At 64.2% G+C, this 17982-nt stretch carries 19 protein-coding genes; 11 read left to right on the forward strand and 8 right to left on the reverse strand.

Features of this window, described 5'->3' with window-relative positions:
• Positions 1–126: 126 nt before the first annotated feature.
• Together QP140_RS09040 and QP140_RS09045 are read right to left on the reverse strand one after the other, a co-directional pair.
• On the reverse strand, positions 127–1380 hold the full coding sequence (locus QP140_RS09040; protein WP_284759309.1) for an amidohydrolase: 1254 nt from the start codon (positions 1378–1380) through the stop codon (positions 127–129).
• An 85-nt stretch (positions 1381–1465) separates the two neighbouring features.
• Positions 1466–2824 (reverse strand): DUF4921 family protein, encoded by a 1359-nt coding sequence (locus tag QP140_RS09045; protein ID WP_148812007.1) that lies wholly within the window; start codon positions 2822–2824, stop codon positions 1466–1468.
• A 73-nt stretch (positions 2825–2897) separates the two neighbouring features.
• Here QP140_RS09045 and QP140_RS09050 point away from each other — a divergent pair, with 73 nt between their 5' ends.
• Positions 2898–3254, forward strand: a complete 357-nt coding sequence (locus tag QP140_RS09050; protein ID WP_262369164.1) for a hypothetical protein — start codon at positions 2898–2900, stop codon at positions 3252–3254.
• A 127-nt stretch (positions 3255–3381) separates the two neighbouring features.
• Here the strand turns inward: QP140_RS09050 and QP140_RS09055 are convergent, their stop codons facing one another.
• The 3 genes from QP140_RS09055 to QP140_RS09065 are packed head-to-tail and all read right to left on the reverse strand — an operon-like array spanning position 3382 to position 6114.
• Positions 3382–4146 (reverse strand): amino acid ABC transporter ATP-binding protein, encoded by a 765-nt coding sequence (locus QP140_RS09055; RefSeq protein WP_070758094.1) that lies wholly within the window; start codon positions 4144–4146, stop codon positions 3382–3384.
• On the reverse strand, positions 4143–5087 hold the full coding sequence (locus QP140_RS09060; protein WP_284759324.1) for an amino acid ABC transporter permease: 945 nt from the start codon (positions 5085–5087) through the stop codon (positions 4143–4145). Before QP140_RS09060 ends, QP140_RS09055 begins: the two co-directional genes overlap by 4 nt.
• A gap of 19 nt (positions 5088–5106) precedes the next feature.
• Positions 5107–6114 (reverse strand): ABC transporter substrate-binding protein, encoded by a 1008-nt coding sequence (locus QP140_RS09065; RefSeq protein ID WP_284759311.1) that lies wholly within the window; start codon positions 6112–6114, stop codon positions 5107–5109.
• 47 nt (positions 6115–6161) lie between these two features.
• Here QP140_RS09065 and QP140_RS09070 point away from each other — a divergent pair, with 47 nt between their 5' ends.
• From QP140_RS09070 to QP140_RS09085, 4 genes are read left to right on the forward strand one after another with little or no spacing between them, the layout of a single operon-like run.
• Entirely contained in the window at positions 6162–6695 is a 534-nt protein-coding gene (locus QP140_RS09070; RefSeq protein ID WP_284759313.1) for a methylated-DNA--[protein]-cysteine S-methyltransferase, read from the forward strand.
• The gene (locus QP140_RS09075; RefSeq protein ID WP_070761925.1) at positions 6692–7930 is read left to right on the forward strand and encodes a glutaminase; all 1239 of its coding nucleotides are present in this window, start codon (positions 6692–6694) and stop codon (positions 7928–7930) included. The genes QP140_RS09070 and QP140_RS09075 overlap by 4 nt, the downstream gene beginning before the upstream one ends.
• Positions 7927–9318 (forward strand): glycosyltransferase 87 family protein, encoded by a 1392-nt coding sequence (locus tag QP140_RS09080; protein WP_284759314.1) that lies wholly within the window; start codon positions 7927–7929, stop codon positions 9316–9318. The genes QP140_RS09075 and QP140_RS09080 overlap by 4 nt, the downstream gene beginning before the upstream one ends.
• A 21-nt stretch (positions 9319–9339) precedes the next feature.
• The gene (locus QP140_RS09085) at positions 9340–10101 is read left to right on the forward strand and encodes a sulfite exporter TauE/SafE family protein (protein WP_284759316.1); all 762 of its coding nucleotides are present in this window, start codon (positions 9340–9342) and stop codon (positions 10099–10101) included.
• Here QP140_RS09085 and QP140_RS09090 read toward each other — a convergent pair.
• From QP140_RS09090 to QP140_RS09100, 3 genes are read right to left on the reverse strand one after another with little or no spacing between them, the layout of a single operon-like run.
• The gene (locus QP140_RS09090; protein WP_284759317.1) at positions 10098–10373 is read right to left on the reverse strand and encodes a MarR family transcriptional regulator; all 276 of its coding nucleotides are present in this window, start codon (positions 10371–10373) and stop codon (positions 10098–10100) included. The two genes, QP140_RS09085 and QP140_RS09090, sit on opposite strands and share 4 nt — an antisense overlap.
• Positions 10370–12304 (reverse strand): ferrous iron transport protein B, encoded by a 1935-nt coding sequence (gene feoB / locus QP140_RS09095; RefSeq protein ID WP_148820553.1) that lies wholly within the window; start codon positions 12302–12304, stop codon positions 10370–10372. Before feoB ends, QP140_RS09090 begins: the two co-directional genes overlap by 4 nt.
• Positions 12305–12319: 15 nt before the next feature.
• Entirely contained in the window at positions 12320–12640 is a 321-nt protein-coding gene (locus QP140_RS09100) for a ferrous iron transport protein A (RefSeq protein WP_012360397.1), read from the reverse strand.
• A gap of 230 nt (positions 12641–12870) precedes the next feature.
• On the opposite strand from QP140_RS09100, the gene QP140_RS09105 reads away from it, so the two are divergent.
• From QP140_RS09105 to QP140_RS10455, 6 genes are all read left to right on the forward strand, one after another.
• On the forward strand, positions 12871–13869 hold the full coding sequence (locus tag QP140_RS09105) for an NADP-dependent oxidoreductase (RefSeq protein WP_284759320.1): 999 nt from the start codon (positions 12871–12873) through the stop codon (positions 13867–13869).
• Positions 13870–14094: 225 nt separating this feature from the next.
• A complete protein-coding gene (locus QP140_RS09110; RefSeq protein WP_070758108.1) occupies positions 14095–15225 on the forward strand; it encodes a metal ABC transporter substrate-binding protein in 1131 nt (376 codons plus the stop codon).
• Complete coding sequence (locus tag QP140_RS09115; protein WP_070761930.1) at positions 15225–15905, forward strand: metal ABC transporter ATP-binding protein; 681 nt, start codon at positions 15225–15227, stop codon at positions 15903–15905. The genes QP140_RS09110 and QP140_RS09115 overlap by 1 nt, the downstream gene beginning before the upstream one ends.
• Positions 15895–16731, forward strand: a complete 837-nt coding sequence (locus QP140_RS09120; protein WP_284759322.1) for a metal ABC transporter permease — start codon at positions 15895–15897, stop codon at positions 16729–16731. The genes QP140_RS09115 and QP140_RS09120 overlap by 11 nt, the downstream gene beginning before the upstream one ends.
• On the forward strand, positions 16724–17521 hold the full coding sequence (locus QP140_RS09125; RefSeq protein WP_148811981.1) for a metal ABC transporter permease: 798 nt from the start codon (positions 16724–16726) through the stop codon (positions 17519–17521). Before QP140_RS09120 ends, QP140_RS09125 begins: the two co-directional genes overlap by 8 nt.
• A gap of 357 nt (positions 17522–17878) precedes the next feature.
• The coding region (locus tag QP140_RS10455; RefSeq protein WP_442874997.1) for a transposase-like zinc-binding domain-containing protein at positions 17879–17982 on the forward strand (104 nt) is incomplete at its 3' end.

A 17982-nucleotide genomic window follows, 5' to 3' on the forward strand; every position in this document is an offset into this window, starting at 1 on the left:
CAACCTCGGCATCCAAAAAGGCTGGATCAAATAACCGCAACACGCCCGGAAAAGACACACTTTTCTTTACTTAACCCCCCGGCCCTTTCGCGTCGGTGGCTTCGGTTGCTGTCTAGCCCCGGCGGCCTAGACCCCCAGGTAGCCCAGCACGGCTGCGGCGGCAGCCTTGATGCCGGTGTGCACGGAACCCTTCGCCGGGGCGAAGTCGCTGGCGTGGTTGCCCGGTGCCGGCGTAGCGGCGTCCCACTGCGCGGTGGGGGTAACACCGACCGTCCAGAACAGGTACGGGCAGCCGAAGTGGCGGGGGATCTCGGAGAAGTCCTCGGAGGCGGTCCACCGCTCTGAGTCCTGCGATTGGCCACCGAAGACCGCGTCGAAGTACGGGCGGACCGTGCGGAAGAGCTCCGCGTCGTTATCGGTCAGCTCGCCGCGGGCGGAGTACTCGATGGTCGGCTCGCCGGTGACCCCGGAGGCCAGGCACTCGCCGCGGATGACCCGCTCGATGGCCTCGTAGGTGCGGTCGCGCACCTCGGTGTTGTAGAAGCGGCAGTTCAGCACCAGCTTCGCCTCGCTGGGGATGGTGTTATTCGTGTGTCCTGCGATCAGGGAGCCCACGGAGATTACCGCGAAGTCGTTCGGGTCCACCTCGCGGCCCACGATGCCCTGCAGGCGCACGACGATCATCGCCGCGACGTAGCTGGGGTCCAGGCCCAGGTGTGGGGAGGAGGCGTGCGCGGACAGGCCGGGGATCGTCACCGTGATGGTGTCGCACGCCGCGAGCACGGGGCCGGCAGCGGTGTAGACGGTTCCCTGCGGGCCCGCGACCACGTGCTGGCCGAAACAGACATCGGGGCGGGGGATCACCTCGGCAAGCCCGTCCTTGATCATGTTGTTCGCGCCCTGGGTGACCTCCTCGGCGGGCTGGAACAGGGCGATGAAGGTGCCCGACCACGCCTCGCGGTGGGCGTCCATGACGGCGCACAGCCCCAGCAGGGAGGAAGTGTGGACGTCGTGCCCGCAGGCGTGCATCACACCGTCCACGGTGGAGGCATAGGGCAACCCGGTGGTCTCCCGCACGGGCAGGGCGTCGAAGTCGGCGCGCATCAGGGCGGTGGGCCCCTCACCGTTGCGGAAGATGGCGACGATGCCGTGGCCGCCGATCCCGGTGGTGACCTCGCAGTCGAAGTGGGCGAGCTTCTCCGCGATCGCGTGTGCCGTGTGCTCCTCCTGGAGGGAGAGCTCCGGGTGGGCGTGCATCCACTCGTAGAACTCCTGGGTCCACCCCAGATCACTCCCGGGGCCGGAGCCCAGGGAGTTAATCAGCTCCGCGACCGCCTCTGGTGCGGCCTGGGCGGGGGAGGTGGACTCGGATGCAGACATGCGAAAACTTCCTTTCTTCAGCGTTCAGCCTTCAACCGTGCGTGACTGCGGCGCGGCACCTGCGAGGTAGCGGTGCTGCCCGCTGCTAGCGGATCGCCGGGTTGTACTTCAGCTTGTTGGGGGCGTGCTCGATGTCCTCGCCGAGCTTGATTCCCGGCGCCAGGCGCCCCGCGGCCTGTGCAGCCTCCAGGCGGTGCAACACCAACTCGCAAAGCTCCTGCGGGGTGATGGTGTTGATGTAGATCTTCGTGCCGCCCTCGAAGCCGGCGAGGGTGGAGACACGCCACTTAATGACGATGCGCCACGGCATCGGCACATCCACGTCCATCGGCCGGTGCAACCACTCCTCGTTGCACGGGATCGAGGGGCCACTGGCGATGTGGCAGGCGTGCACCAGGTCGGCGACACCGGCGCGCTCCTCGGGCGTCATCAGCCACGGCTCGGTGGTGGCGGACTTGGAGAAGACCTCCAGGGTCGGCCAGCGGTGCCCGAAGCCGGCGAAGGCGATGGCGTGCTCGTTTTCGGCGAAGACGAGGTTGTGGCGGGCGGCATAGTCCACGGCCCACTCGTTGTACATATTCGGGTTGTTGCGGACCAGGGAGATCTCCCAGTCGTTCTGCAGCCCGTGCTCGTCAATGGCCACGAGCTGCTTGTGCAGGTGCTCCATCGTGGCACCGGAGGGTTCCAGCCAGTTCTGGAAGGCCGCGACGTAGCGGACGTAGCGGTTCGCGCGGTAGAGCTGGTCCATCCCGTCGACGGTGAACTCGATGAACAGGCGGTGGTCCTCCCAGCTCATCTCGCCGGAGGACGCCAGCTGGTCCGTCGTTGTCGCCCCGGGGACGTAGTGGTCGCGCGCGATGACGACGTCGTGGCCGCCGGCGAAGAGTGCAGCACCCATCTCGTGGAGCGTTTGGTAGCGGCGCTCCTCGGTGAACAGCTCGTCGATCTCCGCCTTCGGGGTGCCTGCCGCGGCGAGTTTGACACGCAGGATGTTCTCGACGTGGTCACAGCCGGCTTCCTCTCTGAGGTAGTCGGTCATGTGCTTCGCTGCGGCGGGGTTCATGCGGTAGCCGTAGTTCAGCGCCCAGTAGTCGTAGGTGAGGATCTCGTAGAGGTTCGCCACGCGACGGAAGAGCGGTTCGCTGTCCTCCAGCTTGCTGGCGACGACGCCGCGGTCGATGCGCACCTCGCCGTTGATGTCCCGGACCATGCGGGCCTTTTCCGGGGGAGTGTCGAGCTTGCGGGCGATGCCGAAGTCGCTGGCCCGGTCGCGGTCAGCGATGGGCTCCTTGGCCAGCTGATAGGGCTCCATGGGGCGGTGACCACGGCCGGGGACAGTCCACACCTCGGTGCCGGAGAAAGGATTGACCTGCTTGATCGTCCCGTCGGGGAGCGTCGTCAGCGGGGGAACCGGGGCCGGGATGCGTCCTGAATTAGCAATCACACCTGCCGATCCTAGCTAATCAATCAGCAAAGCTGCCATACTTGGGCGCATGCCAAAGATTAGTTTTAGGATCTTGTCCACCGCTGCCCAGCGCGACGAGATCGAGCAGGATTTCCGCACCCTCATCGACTCTTTCGGGCCTCGCCTCGACGCGGAACTGGCGGTGAAGACCGGCCTGACCCCCGACCCCGAGCTGGAGACCACCTGGGTGGAGCTCTTCGGGGAGACCTCGGAGGACGACCCGACCTCCGGAACCACCCTGGACGTCGCCGTCGCGAACTACGAGGGCGGGTCGATTTCCGGGCTGGCGATGCAGTTCGCACACCTGCTCACCGTGATTGAGGATGAGCCCGCCGAGCCGCTGCTGCGTGAGGTGAAGGACGACCCGGGCACCCCGCGGGTGCCGTGGCACCTCGAGGTCGCCCCGTAGCGGCCAGGCTGTAGAAAACCATGTTTGGAGCGCTCACCCCCGTCACCCAAGAATGCTAGAGCGCTCACCCGCGGGGAGCACACCCCGAAAGCGAGTGAGCGCTCGTGCCTAGCGACGCCTCTCGCGCCTAAAGCAGGCTGGAGAGGAACTCCTGGGTGCGGGGGTGCTGGGGATTGTTGATGAGGTCCTCAGCAGGGCCCTTCTCTACGATGACGCCGCCGTCCATGAAGGCCACTTCGTCGGCGACCTCGCGGGCGAAGCCCATCTCGTGGGTGACGACCAGCATCGTCATCCCGTCGTCGGCCAGGGAGCGCATGACGCCCAGCACCTCGCCGACGAGCTCCGGGTCCAGGGCGGAGGTTGGCTCGTCGAAGAGCATCAACTTCGGGCGCATCGCCAGGGCGCGCGCGATGGCCACGCGCTGCTGCTGACCACCGGAGAGCTGCACCGGGTACGCGTCCCGCTTGTTGGCCAGCCCGACCTGCTCCAACAGGGTCATGGCGTAACCGGTGGCGGTTTCCTTGTCCTCGCCGTTGACCAGCACCGGAGCCTCGATGATGTTCTCGAGCACCGTGCGGTGGGGGAAGAGGTTGAAGTGTTGGAAGACCATCCCGATGCCGCGGCGCTGCTTGGCTGCCGCTGCTTCCGAGATCTCGTACAGGGTGCCGTTTTTTTCCTGGTAGCCGATGAGCTCGCCATCGACCTCGATCCGGCCAGCGGTGACCTTCTCCAGGTGGTTGACGCAACGCAACAGCGTGGACTTACCGGATCCCGAGGGTCCGATCAGGCAGGTCACCGACCCCTTAGGGATCTCAAGGTCGATGCCCTTGAGCACGTCGAGGCGGCCGTAGTTCTTCCACACATCGCGGAAAGCAATCATGGGGACGTTCATCGATCATTCTCCGTAACGCTGTCGTCGTCCTTGATGGAAATATTGCGCGGCGGCACGCCTTCCGCATCGGTGAAGGCGGCGAGCTGGCGGGAAGTCAGCTGGCGGGAGGACCCGCGCGAGAAGTAGCGCTCCAGGTAGTGCTGGCCCACCATCAGCACGCTGGTGATCACCAGGTACCAGCTGGCCGCCACGAGCAGCAGCGGCACCGGCTGGAAGATGCTGTTGGAAATGTCCGTCGCCTTGCCGAAGAGCTCGCCGGAGTACGGCACCACAATGACCAGGGAGGTCGTCTTCAGCATGCTGATCAGCTCGTTGCCGGTCGGCGGGATAATGATGCGCATCGCCTGGGGCAGCACGGTGCGTCGCATGTTCTGCCACCAGGTCATGCCGAGTGCCTTGGACGCCTCGGACTGGCCCTCTGGGACGGCCTGGATGCCCGCGCGGACGATCTCGGCCATGTAGGCGGCCTCGTTGAGACCCAGGCCGATGACAGCGAGCCAGAACATGTTGGACAGGAAGTCCTGCATGTCGATTTCCGCGATGCCGATGTTGACCACCTGGTAGATCGAGCCCAGCAGGCCCCAGAACATCAGCTGCACGTAGACCGGGGTGCCGCGGAAGACCCACAGGAACAGCCAGGACACGCCGCGCAGCACGCCGTTGGGGGACATGCGCAGCACGGCGATGATGGAGCCCAGCACCACGCCGAGGATCATGGCCAGTACCGTCAGCAGGAGGGTGTGGCCTGCGGCGACGGCGATGCGCGTGTCGAAGATGTACTGCCGGTAGGTGTCCCAGCCATAAGCTTCGTTACCCGCTGCGCTGATGAGGAACCACGCCAGCAGGATCACGAGCACGGCGGCGGTGATCCAGCGGCCGGGGTGGCGCAGCGGGACGGCCTTATTGGACGACGGCCGGCGGCGTGGCTCGTCGGAAATCACGGTTGTCCGGGAGCTGTTGTTAGCGGTGCTCACGGCGCCTCCTGTTCATCGTGCGGTTGGTGCCCCGGCGCTTGCGATTGCCGGTGGCGGCGGGCAGCTGGTTGTGTCGCTGGCGGGCCTGGGGCAGTGGCTTCAGGTTGAAGGTCACCTCGTCCAGGGCGCCTTCCTCCAGCCCCCAGGGCTCGAGGATCTTCTCATAGGTGCCATCGTCCATCATGTCCTGCAGGGCCGCGGCGAAGGCGTGGCCCAGCTCGGAACCCTTCGGGAAGGCCCAGCCAAATGGGGCGGTGTCGAAGGCGTCGCCGATCTGGACGAGCTTGTCCTCCGAGCGCTGGATCGCGTAGGCGATGACGGAGGAATCCGAGCTATAGGCATCGGCGCGCTTGAGGATCGTGGCGGTCGCGGCGGCATCGGCGGTGGGGTAGACCAGCTTGTCGATCGCTGGCTTTCCATCCTCGACGCAGGCCTGGCTCTTCTCCTCGACCTCGTCCGTGTCCGAGTAGGTGCCCTTCTGCACCGCGACGGTCAAGCCGCAGGCATTGTCCGGGTCAATGCTCTTTTCCCGGCCTGGCTGGGTTGCCCAGGCGATACCGGCGCTGAAGAAGTCCACGAAATCGTAGGTCTTCTGGCGTTCCTCGGTATCGGTGAAGGCCGACGCGCCGACGTCGATGGTGCCGGCGGAGACTGCGGGCAGAATGAGGTTGAAGTCCATCTGGCGCGGAACGACATCGAGGCCCAGCTTCGAACCAGCTGCCCTGACCAGATCCATCTCGAATCCGATGATCTTGCCCTGCGAGTCCTTGAACTCATTGGGGGCGTACGGGGCGTTCGCGGCTGCCGACAGGGTGCCCTTGTCCTGGAACTTCTGGGGCACCATGGCGACCAGCTCCGGTTTGGCCGGGGGGAGGATCTCCTCCCAACCATCGGGGTTGCCGAGCTCTTCATTAGTTACGCACCCGGTGAGGACGAGGGCTGCCGTGGCGAGGATCGCCGCCACAGCAGACCGGTGTTTCGGGTGATTGTTCATGCGGGCAATATTAACGGATGACCAGCTGGTGCTTAATATCGGATGCTATGGATGCCAGCTTTTCTTCCGGTGGGGCCGATGCGGGTCGCCGTTACGCTGTCCTGGGGTCCCCGGTGGGCAGGCTATGGCTCATCGCGGATGGGGAGAATCTGATCGGTTGTTGGTTCGATCAGCCTGACAGGATTCCGGATCTCACCGAGGTCAGGAAGGTCCCTGCTGCGTCCGATGCGGTTCTTGGGAGTGCTGCGAGCATTCTGGCCCGCTTCTTCGACGGCGACGTTGCGGCCCTGGACGAGGCCCGGGACCTGCCGCTGGCTCCGTCTGGTACCGCGATGCAGCAGGCTGTGTGGCAGGAACTGCGGCGCATTCCGGTGGGGCAGACGCGCAGCTATCAGGAGGTAGCGCGTAGCATTGGTCGGCCGAAGGCGGCACGGCCGGTGGGCCAGGCCGTGGGCCGCAATCCCATCAGCATTCTCGTGCCGTGCCACCGCGTGGTGGGGGCCGACGGGTCCCTCACAGGTTTCGGTGGTGGCCTGGAGCGCAAGATCGAATTATTGACCCGCGAAGGAGCAAGACTATGAAACGCCACATGGTGCATGGGTACCTGCAGGAAATCCTGGAGGACCTGAAGGACTCCGACGGTGGCGAGGTCGCGGACTACATCCCGGAGCTGGCGACCGCCGACCCGGAGCCGTTCGCGGTCGCGCTGGCCACCACCGACGGCGCCGTCTATAGCGCGGGTCTCAACGAAGGCGACGACGAGCTGGAGTTCACGATCCAGTCCGCGTCCAAGCCCTTCGTCTATGCCGCGGCGATCCAGGAGCGGGGGCTGAAGAAGGTGCGCGCCACAGTGGGCATGGAGCCCTCGGGTGAGGCCTTCAACGAGCTCAGCCTCGACCCGGGCAGCAACCGGCCAATGAACCCGATGATCAACGCGGGCGCCATCGCGGTCAACCAGCTCATCAACGGCGAGGACTCCACCGTCGAGGAACGCACCGAGGTGATCCGGCAGTTCCTGAGCGAGCTGGCGGGCCGGGACCTGGAGATCGACTACGTCGTCTGCGACTCCGAGCTGGAGGTCGCGGACCGCAACCTTTCCATCGCCCACATGCTCCGCAGCCACGGGATCATCGAGGACATGGCCCACGACGCGGTGGAGAGCTATACCCAACAGTGCTCCGTCAAGGTCACGGTGCGGGACCTGGCGGTGATGGCCGCGACGTTGGCGAGCGGGGGAATCCAGCCGCTGACGGGCAAGCGCGTGGTCTCCTCGCTGGTCTCCCGACAGGTGCAGGCGGTGATGTCTTCTGCCGGGATGTACAACCTCGCGGGCCGGTGGATGTCCGTGGTCGGCATCCCCGCGAAGTCCGGTGTCTCCGGTGGCATCATGGGCACGCTGCCCGGAGTGATGGGGCTGGCCACGTTCTCGCCGCGATTGGATAAGACGGGAAACTCGGTGCGCGGTGTAAAAACTTTCCACCGTCTCTCGGAAGACATGAGCCTGCACCTGATGGGCCTGCGCCAGCGCGGCGATACGGCGGTGCGCGACATCATCACCCGCGAGGACGGGCCGGATGGTCGCACCACCACTATCGAACTCCAAGGAATCATTGATTTTGCGGCTGCGGAGAACGCGTGGCGTACTATTCTTCAAGAAGAAAAACTCGCCGACCGGGTGGTGTTCGATCTCTCCGAGGTCGCTTCGGTTAATGACATTGGCCGACGCATGGTCGTCCAGGGCTTCCAGGGCCTGCGCACCGCGGGCCGCAACGTTATCCTCAAAGACCCCCGAAAGCTTTTCCCTGAATTGTCATGACTCCGCAGCCCACGGCCCAGCCCGTGCAACACCAGTCCAAGCGCTTACCCGGTAAGCCGTGGGCCTACCTCGCCGTCATCGCCGCGATTTTCGTCGTGGCTCGTGCCGAGCTCAGCCAGCAGATGCTCAGCTCGAAGGCCTCCCTGTTCCGCGTTCCCATCGACTTCATCGTCTACCGCCGCGGTGGTGCGCTGGTGCAGCAGGGTCAGGACGTCTACGCCGGCGGGTTGGTAGGCAAGCTGCCTTTTACCTATCCGCCGTTCTCGGCGTGGTTGTTTAGCGCGTTCTCGCACGTCCCCGCAGTGGTGGGGGCAGTGTTGTGGCAGTTCGGTGCCTTCCTGCTGTTGCTCATCATTCTCGTGGCGATCATTGCCGAGCGTGGCTACCGCGTGAGCGGGGCGACAGTGGGATTTGCGACCCTGCTCGGTATCGCGAGTTTCGCGCTCGTCCCGATCCGGGAGGGCTTCTTCTTCGGCCAGATCAACCTGCTGCTCATGGCATTGGTGGCAGCGGACGTGCTGCGGTCCCCGGCCAATCGGTGGCGCAGCGATATCGGGATTGCGACGGGGATCGCGGCGGGAATCAAGCTCGTGCCCGCGTTCTTCTGGCTGGTGTTTATCGTCCGGCGCCAGTGGTGGGCGCTCGCCCGCTCGGTCGCCGCATTCTTCGTGACGGTGAGCATCGGTTTTCTCTTCGTCAAGGACGCCGGCATGTACTGGGCCGAGAAGATGCTCGACTCCTCACGGGTTGGTGAGGCGATCAACCCCGGCGCCCAGTCTCTGGGAGTGGTGCTGGAGCGCACCTTCCACACGGAGAGCAAGCTCTTCTGGGCGCTGGGCTGCGTCCTCATCCTCGGCGTGACTATCGCCGTGCTGTGGCAGGCGCACAAGCAGGATCACCGCACCGCTGAGCTGGGGTTTGCCGGTGTGGCCTTGGTGATGGTCTCGCCATTTTCCTGGATGCACCATTGGGTCTGGGTGATCCCGGTGCTGCTCTGCGTGGCTGACCAGGTGATCACATGGGTGCCCCGGTGGTGGGGGACGTTGTTGGCGATTCTGGCAGTGGGGGTGTGCGCGGTACCTTTCATCACCCGCCATATCGCCCCGGCGATGGGGCTGTGGCACCAGGTGCGCTGGCCCGGGCCCTTCGCCATGGGTTATGTGCTGTGGGGCATGGTGCTGCTGGTGCTGGCCGCGGCCGTGCTCTGGTGGCCGGTCGTCATGACGCATGTGCGCCGGGACAGGGAGGACTCGCCGAGAGTCCCCGAAGGGGAGCGGGCCGCCGTGCCGGGCAGTCAGACGCCGGATACAGGGAGGTCGGGCGCTGAGGCCCCGGGTGCCGGGGCCCCTGGCACCGAGGCCCCGGGTGCTGGGGCGGCGACGTCCTAGCTGGCAGTAGACTGCCTACACATGGAACTGACCATCGTGGCTTTCGTGTGCATCCTCGCGGCGATCTTCGTCGGCGCGATGATGCAGCGGATCTCCGGGATGGGGCTGGGGCTACTCGGCGCGCCCGTTGTGGCGCTGGTCGCAGGCCCCGTGGCGGGAGTGCTCGTCATCAACGTGGTCGCAACCGTCAACGCCGTCATGCAATCCGCCTCCGTGTGGGAGAACATCGATTGGCGGAAATTCTGGCTCATCGGACCCGTGATGGCGCTCGGGGCATTGCCTGGCACTTGGGTGGTGCACAACACGCCACTGGGGCCGCTCCAGATGATCGTCGGTGCCCTGGTGCTCCTCGCCCTACTGGTGACCTCGCGGCTACCGGAGCGCGCGAGGGTTGATGGGCCCCACTACGCCGTCGCGGCTGGGGTGGCCGGCGGTTTCATGAACACCTTGGCGGGTATCGCCGGGCCTGCGATCACGGTCTACGCCCAGGTCTCACGGTGGCCGACTCGCACCTTCGCCGCCACGCTGCAGCCGCTGTTCTTCGCTTCCGGGGCTCTCTCGCTGCTGTTTAAGGAACTGGGTGCTGAGCAGTCGATCTTCGCCACAGCACCCATCGTGCTCTGGCCGCTATGCCTCGTGGCCCTGGTGGTCGGCATCGCTACGGGCTCGAAATTTTCCCGCTACATTTCGCTCGAATGCGCCCACAAGCTCTCGTTGATCATGGCGACACTGGGGGCAGGCGTTGTGATGCTTCGCGGAGCGATGCAGACCTTCGGCGGCTAGTCGTGCCGCGGGGGAGAGCTCAGCTTGAGCAACACTGGCCCGCGGTTCCCCGACGCCCCCGAACAGCCCCTGGATTGCGGGCAGCGGTCGCAGCCGGTGCTCGGGCATCCCCCAATGGGCTCCCGCACTAGCTGCGCACTGCGTTCCATGTGCGTCATGATCACCTCAACGGTGCCCTGCCCCAGATCCGTTTCCAGCGCGATGTCCACCGGCCGGGTCACCCCGCGGGTGATAGCCTCTGCGACCTTGGCTTGTGGCGTCATCGGCGTCATAGGAACACCTTCAACACTTGGAAGGTTCCTACGGCCAGCAACCAAGCGACCGCCAGCTGAAGCCCGAAACCGAGCAGCGTCCATTTCCAGCCGATCTCGCGGCGTTGGGCAGCGATCGTCGCCACGCACGGGGTATAGGCCAGGAGGAACACCATATAGGCCCAGACCGCAGCCAGCCCGTGCCCACCCGAGGCCTCATCGAAGTCCGCACGGATGTTGCGCGCCAGCGGAGAATCCGCCTGCGTCTCCGGATCAGCGTCGGTGACGTCCTCCACCGCGTAGGTCTGCGCCCACGTGGAGATCAGCGCCTCTTTGGCCACGAAGCCCGTTACCAGCGGACCCGTCAGCGACCAGGAACCAAATCCGGCTGGGGCGAACGCGGGGGCCATGGCCTCGGAGACCAGCCCATATGCGGAATCCTGCGGGGTCGGCCCCTCCTCGGTGAATGGCTGGCCGCTTACTGGGATGGACATCAGCAGCCAAATGACAACCACCGTCGCGACGATGATGCCCCCCGCGGTCTGCAGGAATCCCTTCAACCGGGTCCACATCACCGATAGAGAAAGGCGGAAGGTGGGCAGCTGATACGTCGGAAGGTCAATTACCAGCGCCTCCGAGGGCATTGACCGCCACAGCGTGTGCCGTAGCGCAAGACCGCACACAATGACCAACAAAATGGAAAGAACATACATTGCGAACACGGCTGAGCCCGCGTGAGCCGGGAAGAAGACCTGAGCCAGCATCATGAAAACAACCAAGCGCGCAGAGCAGGACGTGAAGGGAATCAATAGACACGTCAAGATCCGGTGGCGCACATCCCCCAGCACACGAGTGGCGGAGATTGCCGGCACATTACAGCCATAACCCACCACGATCGGGATGAAGGCCTTGCCCGGCAGCCCGATCGCCCGCATCACCCGGTCAGTCACCACCGCGGCACGAGCCATATAGCCGGAGTCCTCCAGTACGGCCAGGCACAGAAACATCAGCGCCATCAGCGGGGCGAAGGTCAGCACCATGCCCACCCCGCCGATCAGCCCATCAACCAGCAGGCCGGTGACCAACCAGTGAGCCGCGCCGACGGCTTCCAATCCGGACCGGGCGGCATCGGAGACCGGGCCCATAATGAAGCCCTCCAGGCCGTCCTGCAGCGGTGCGGCCACCTTTGTGGTGATCATGAAGACTGCCCACATCACAGCAAGGAACAGAACGGGGCCCAGCACAGGGTGCAAAGCCACCCGGTCGATCCGCTCACTGATGCTCGGCCCTACCTCCGCACGCTGCACCGCAGCTTTCTCCGCCGCATCCAGATCCGCGAAACGGCGCTCCAGGTCGGTATCCGGACGCACCACCGCGGGCTCAGTCGCTAGTGCTCGCGTGACGGCATCCCGCAGGCCGCCGAGATTCTCCCGCCGGCGCCCATTCACAGCAACCACCGGCATCCCCACCGCTTTAGCCAGTGACTCAAGGTCAATGTGAATGCCCTGGTCAGCGGCGACATCCTGTTTGGTCACCGCCAGCACCACACGGTATGGGTGCTCAGCAACCTGAAAAGCCAGGTTCAGCCCACGCGCCGGAGCAGTCGCGTCGATCAGGACGACGACCACGTCGGGGCGTTCATCGGCCGGGCAGTCCACCAACATCTCACGGGTGAAGGCCTCGTCCGGGCTCAGCGGGTCCAGGGAGTACGCGCCGGGCAAATCGATCAGGTCGATGGGGGTGTCACCGATGTGCCAGAGGCCCCGGCTGATCTCCACGGAGGTGCCGGGCCAGTTTCCGGTCTGCACTTTCGCGCCGGTCAGCGCGTTGAAGAGGGTGGACTTACCGGAGTTGGGGGCGCCCACTAGCGTGATGACCGGCGAACCTGCAGCAGCTACCGCCATTGCTGGGGCGCCGTGGCAGCTCACCGGGGTGCTGTGATCCTTCGTCATTCTCTTTTCGATCCTTTATGCCGCAGTGATGACGACGTCCAGCTGGCGCAGGGTGTGATGATCCACTGCGTAGTGGGCATTGCCGATGGTGACCACGCGGGCACCACCAGCCACCGTGCCACCCACCCGGATTTTCGTGCCCGGGCGGAATCCCAGTTCGAGTAAGCGAGTAGCGAGCGCGGGTTGCTGAGCGATGACACGCTGTAGGCAGCACTCGGGCAGGAGCGCGCAGGTGTCGGCGGGTACCTGGTCGCCGCGTAGGCAGGAGCCAGATCCGCAAGGGCTGTCCTGGCATGCTGCTGCGCGGGGCTTTCTGGCGATGGGGAGGAGCTTCATGGGTAGGTGGTCTCAGTTCTGCTCGGGAAGCGTGGGGGCTGTTCGTCGCTGATCATCCATGAGATGGCCTGGCGACTTAGTCAACCCTAAGTGATCTTTACTAAGGCTAACCTTAGCGCTCGTTTATGTGTGGGGGCAATACCGAAAGGAGATGGTTTTAGAGGCAGCGGTGAAATCTCTCGGGCGAGTACCGTGGGCGTCACGAAAATCAACAGAGAGGACAACGTGCCATGGTTACCGCGAAGCAATGGGTTCTCGCCTCCCGACCGACAGGTACCCCGACGATGGAGAACTTCCGCCTCGAGCAGGTCGAACTCCCAGACTTGGTTGAGGGGCAGGTCCTCGTCGAGAACACAGTCAACACGGTCGATCCGTACATGCGCGGCCGGATGAACGACGTCAAGTCGTACATCCCGCCCTTCGATCTCAACAAGCCGATGACCGGCGGGGCAGTGGGTGTGGTTCGCGAATCCCGGTCGGAGAAATTCCAGGTCGGCGATACCGTTTCCCATCCGCTGGGCTGGCAGGATATCGCCATCGTCGATGAGGGGCAGGCTAAGCCAGTCGATCTGAATGTCGCCCCAGCGGCGGCCTATCTCGGCATCCTTGGCCTCACCGGACTGACCGCCTACGTGGGGCTGACCCGCATCGCGGAGATCAAGGAAGGGGACGTGGTTTTCGTCTCCGGTGCGGCCGGTGCCGTGGGGTCTGCGGTGGGGCAGTTCGCCCGCCACCTGGGCGCTTCCCGCGTGATCGGATCGGCAGGCAGCGAGGAAAAGGTTGCCCGACTCAAGGAGCTCGGCTTCGACGCGGCCATCAACTACCGGGAGGGCGACCTCGCGGGGCAGCTGCGCCAGGCCGCGCCCGAGGGGATCGACGTCTACTTCGATAACGTCGGCGGCGATCACCTGGAGGCAGCCATTGCTCGCATGAATACCTTCGGCCGTGTTGCGATGTGTGGTGCGATTGCCCAATACAACGACACACAGCCGCCGACCGCGCCGCGAAACCTTGCGTTGGCGATCGGCAAGTGTCTCACCCTGCGTGGCTTTGTGCTGGGGCAGTACCTCGACGTAGCAGGGGAGTTCCGGGAGCGGATGGCGCCACTGATCGCCAGCGGAGAGGTTCGGTACGACGTCACGACCCGTCATGGCATTGAGGCTATGCCTGGGGCTTTCCTGGAGCTGTTCACCGGCGGCAATACCGGGAAGATGGTCGTGCAAATGTAGCGGCAGGAGGGGCGAAGCTGCGATACCCCCCTGCGAGGGCGGAGTCCGTCGCTTGGGGTTCGGAACGGTGGAGTGGGCGCAGCAGCGGAGATAGCATTAATGGAAAACAGTGCCATTATACTGGGGGTTTGACTAACTCTTTGCGATCGACTTAGGGTTGCCTTGCTTAATTGTGGCTGCCTGATGACAGGGAGCCAAAACCTCGTCGGGAAGGAACTCATACCCATGTCCCCAGCTTCAACACCCTCCGCCGAAAGCCCAGCCGCGCGCCTCCGCCGCCCATTCGCGCGTGCGCTAACCGCAGGCATCGGGCTCGCTCTTGCTGGCGCCAGCCTGGTGGCCTGCAGCAGTGAAGGCGAGCCGTCCGGCAGCGATGACCAGATCAAGGTCGTCGCGTCTACCACCCAGATTTGCGATTACGTCAAGCAGATGGACCTCTCCGAGGTTGATCTCACCTGCCTGCTGGCGCCCAATGCGAGCGCTCACGAGCTCGAGATGACCCACGAGCAGCTCAAGGCGACCTCGGAAGCAGAACTCCTGCTCGTCAACGGCGTCGACTTGGAACACTTCCTCTCCAACGCGATCGAATCCTCCGGATTCAAGGGCAACATGCTGGTCACCACCGGCGTGCTCACCGCTTCTGACGTGAAGGAGAAGCCGAAGCAGATCGAGGACGCCGACAACGGTGACTACAAGATCGACCGCGGGATCGAGCAGGTGGACGTCGCGCCCTGGCCATTCCCACCGGAGGAACCAGGCGAGGAGCCGGAGTTCACCTACGACCCGCACGTCTGGACCTCCCCGAAGAACGCGAAGGTCCAGGTGGCGAACATCGGCTACGCGCTGGAGAAGATTGCCGATGAGCGCGGCGACGAAGCGATGAAGAAGGCGATCTCCGAGGGTGTGAAGAGCTACCAGGATAAGCTCGACGACCTGGACGAGTGGACACGCGAGTCCTTCGCGACGGTGAAGGACCCGATCCTGTTCACCAGCCACGATGCATTCGGCTACCTCTCCAAGGAGTACGGTATCGACTTCATCGGCGCCGCGCTCTCCGACTTCAGCGACCAGCAGGACGCCACCGCCGACCACATTCGCAAGGCAGCTGAGACCGTGCGGAAGTCCGGAGCTACCGCCCTGTTCGCGGAGAATTCCAATAACTCGAAGTCCATCGAAGCCATCGCCAAGGCAGCCGGCGTGAAGGCGGTCGTCGGCGACGATGCCCTCTACGGTGACTCCCTGGGCCCCGCAGGCTCCGCTGGCGAGACCTACATTTCCTCGATCATTCACAACGTCACCACCCTCGTGGAGGCCTGGGATGGCAAGCTCGCCGACCTTCCTGAGAGCCTGAAGTAATGCCCACTCCATCTTCCGGACAGCCCATCGTTGAGCTTTCGGACGCCGCGTTCAGTTACGGTGGCCCGCCCGTCGTCCAGCACCTCGACGCCCGGCTCCACGCTGGTCAGGGGCTCGCGCTGATCGGGGCGAACGGCTCCGGGAAGACCACCGTGCTGCGCGGCATTCTGGGGGCGGTACGCCTTGTCGGTGGGAAGTTGGACGTCAACGCCACCCGCCTGTCCTACGTGCCCCAGGTCGCCGACCTGGATCGTAGCTTTCCCGTCACTGCCTTCGACGTCGTCGCGATGGGCGTCCTCCGGGAACTTCGCCCCTTCCAGCCGCTGGGTGGGAAGAAGAAGCGCGTCTACCAGGCCCTGGAAAAGGTCGGACTCGCGGAACGTGCGCACGTGCGATTTGGCAGCCTCTCCGGTGGGCAACAGCAGCGGGTTCTGCTTGCCCGAGCCGTCGTTGCGCGCACCGAACTCATTCTGCTCGACGAACCATTCAACGGACTGGACTCCCAGAACCGAGAGATGCTGCTGGACCTGTTAGAAGAGCTGAAGGAAGAAGGCACCGCGATCATCGCCTCAACCCACGATCTCGTCCTGGCGGAACGGGCCTGTGACTACACGCTCATTGTCGCCGAGCAGTCGGTCTTCGGGCCGAGTGCCGAGGTGGTGCCGCTGTATGTGGGTTGATCTGGCACTCGCGCTGGGGATATCGCCCTTCATGTTTCGCCCGCTGGTGCTGTTGCTCGCATTGGGACTGGTTTCCGGCCTGGTGGGGGTGATCGTGAATCTACGCAGCCTCGAGTTCAACGCTGAGGCGATGGTGCATTCGATCTTCCCCGGCATCGTCGCCGGTGCTGTGTTCGGCGGGATCGACATGATCATTCCGGCTGCCTCGGCGCTGGCCCTGGTGGTGGCGGTCATCCTGGCGGTGGTGTCCCGCTCGCGGCTATCCGAACCAGGGGTGGCCGTGGTGCTCACTAGCTTCTTTTCCCTAGGGGTGGTGCTTTCCCTGAAGAAGGGTGACCAATCGGGGCAATTGGAGGCTCTGATGTTCGGCCGGCTCCTCGAGGTCACGGATTCCCGACTCAACAGCGCGCTGCTGGTGTGCGCTGTAGCGCTCGTGGTGATCGCGGTGACGTGGCGGCGGCAAGTCTTTGTTGCCTTCGACCGCGTCGCGGCGGCCGCCAGCGGAATCAACTTGTGGGTCATTGACATTGCGATCAACGTGGCTGTTGCGGCCATCGTCGTGTCTTCAGCCAGTGCGGTCGGAGTACTCCTGGTGGTTGGCTACCTCATCGTGCCCGGTGCGGCAGCCCGGTTAGTGGCCACGAGGGTGCGCACGATGGTTCCGATCTCGGTGCTCATCGGCTGCATGAGTGGGGTGGTGGGCCTCGCCCTGGTCCCACTGGGGCCGGTGTCCCCGCAGGCAGTGGTCGCACTCACCGCCGTCGGCTTCTACTTCTTGGCCCTTGGGGTGCGGTGGCTGAAGGTAGGGGTGGGCCACGATGCTTGATATTCTTCTGCTCCCCGTCATCGAGGTCATCGCCGTCGGAATGCTCGCCGGGCTGGTGGGTGTGTTCGCTGTGCTCAATAGGCAGGTCTTCTTCGCCGAAGCCATCACCCACGCCACCTTCCCCGGGGCAGTCCTCGGAGTGGTCGTGGCTGCTGCCCTCGGTCTGAACTTCGCGGGGATCTCGGCGTTGCTTTTCCTCGGCGCATTACTCATGTGCATCCCCATCGGAGCCCTGTTCGGACTCTCGAAATTTGGAACGCCCTCTGCCGCTGCCGGCATCGTGCTGACGTCCGGATTCGCGCTGGGGTATTTCCTCAACAAGTTTTTCGCACCACTGCCCGTCAAGGTCGAGAGCTTCCTGGTTGGTAGCGTGCTCAACGTTGATTGGGTGGACATCGGAATTTCCCTCGGGCTGCTCGCAGTCACTCTGTTCATCCTGTGGGGTGGCTGGCGGAAGCTGGTGTTCTTCGCCTTCGACCCTGAAGCATTCGGGGTGTCTCACAATCGAAGGTTTGCGCAAGGGATCATCAGTGCGCTTATTGTGGCCACCCTGGTGGCGCTCATCCCTGCCGTCGGGACGATCCTTTCGATCGCTCTGCTCGTGGCGCCCGCCGCCGGCTTGGTGGGAGTGTGCTCCAATACTCGAACCCTCCTCATCGCCGCGCCACTGGTTGGGGTTGCGATGGGACTCATCGGCCTCGGTGTTGGTGTCTGGGCGGATCTTTCGGTTGGCGGCTGCATCGGGGTGAGTGCAGGTGTCGGATATCTGCTGTTGAAGCTGTTCCGCTAACCACCCTGGCCTCGTCTCAGCAGTAGTGCTCTTAACAATGGGCGGGGTCGGGTAATTCACGCAGCAACCCGCTCGCCGCTTCTCGCTGCAATGTGGCTCCATTTTGGCTCCACTTGAGGCCACAACAGGCCAAAACAGACTGAATCAGCACGGTAGATAAAAAGAAGAACCCCGCTGCGACCTGGCGTTAATGCTGGGTTAAGTAGCAAAAAGTGTGTCTGATTTTCAGCCTATCTGCTGGTCAGGCCGCATAAAACGGGCTTAAATAAGGTTCCAAACCTTATTCAGGCCCGTTTCTTGCCCAATCCACCGGAATGGCTCCTGCATGTGGTAACAGCGGCTTGGTTGTCTTTCTGGATGACTCCAAACAGACCCCGATGCCCCATATGTACTGGGCACATGAAGAAAAACGGCACCACAACCAAAGGAACAACCAGATGGCGGTGCAAAAACCCTGACTG

Origin of the sequence: Corynebacterium sp. UMB9976 (assembly GCF_030212265.1) — a bacterium.
In the GTDB taxonomy this organism is placed as follows: Bacteria; Actinomycetota; Actinomycetes; order Mycobacteriales; family Mycobacteriaceae; genus Corynebacterium.

Excerpts from the sequence above, each read along its gene's own strand:
- QP140_RS09040 (WP_284759309.1), bottom strand. The coding sequence starts at position 1,380 with ATGTCTGCATCCGAGTCCACCTCCCCCGCCCAGGCCGCACCAGAGGCG.
- QP140_RS09055 (WP_070758094.1), bottom strand. The coding sequence starts at position 4,146 with ATGAACGTCCCCATGATTGCTTTCCGCGATGTGTGGAAGAACTACGGC.
- QP140_RS09065 (WP_284759311.1), bottom strand. The coding sequence starts at position 6,114 with ATGAACAATCACCCGAAACACCGGTCTGCTGTGGCGGCGATCCTCGCC.
- QP140_RS09070 (WP_284759313.1), top strand. The coding sequence starts at position 6,162 with ATGGATGCCAGCTTTTCTTCCGGTGGGGCCGATGCGGGTCGCCGTTAC.
- QP140_RS09075 (WP_070761925.1), top strand. The coding sequence starts at position 6,692 with ATGAAACGCCACATGGTGCATGGGTACCTGCAGGAAATCCTGGAGGAC.
- QP140_RS09080 (WP_284759314.1), top strand. The coding sequence starts at position 7,927 with ATGACTCCGCAGCCCACGGCCCAGCCCGTGCAACACCAGTCCAAGCGC.
- QP140_RS09085 (WP_284759316.1), top strand. The coding sequence starts at position 9,340 with ATGGAACTGACCATCGTGGCTTTCGTGTGCATCCTCGCGGCGATCTTC.
- QP140_RS09090 (WP_284759317.1), bottom strand. The coding sequence starts at position 10,373 with ATGACGCCGATGACGCCACAAGCCAAGGTCGCAGAGGCTATCACCCGC.
- feoB (WP_148820553.1), bottom strand. The coding sequence starts at position 12,304 with ATGACGAAGGATCACAGCACCCCGGTGAGCTGCCACGGCGCCCCAGCA.
- QP140_RS09100 (WP_012360397.1), bottom strand. The coding sequence starts at position 12,640 with ATGAAGCTCCTCCCCATCGCCAGAAAGCCCCGCGCAGCAGCATGCCAG.
- QP140_RS09105 (WP_284759320.1), top strand. The coding sequence starts at position 12,871 with ATGGTTACCGCGAAGCAATGGGTTCTCGCCTCCCGACCGACAGGTACC.
- QP140_RS09110 (WP_070758108.1), top strand. The coding sequence starts at position 14,095 with ATGTCCCCAGCTTCAACACCCTCCGCCGAAAGCCCAGCCGCGCGCCTC.
- QP140_RS09115 (WP_070761930.1), top strand. The coding sequence starts at position 15,225 with ATGCCCACTCCATCTTCCGGACAGCCCATCGTTGAGCTTTCGGACGCC.
- QP140_RS09120 (WP_284759322.1), top strand. The coding sequence starts at position 15,895 with ATGTGGGTTGATCTGGCACTCGCGCTGGGGATATCGCCCTTCATGTTT.
- QP140_RS09125 (WP_148811981.1), top strand. The coding sequence starts at position 16,724 with ATGCTTGATATTCTTCTGCTCCCCGTCATCGAGGTCATCGCCGTCGGA.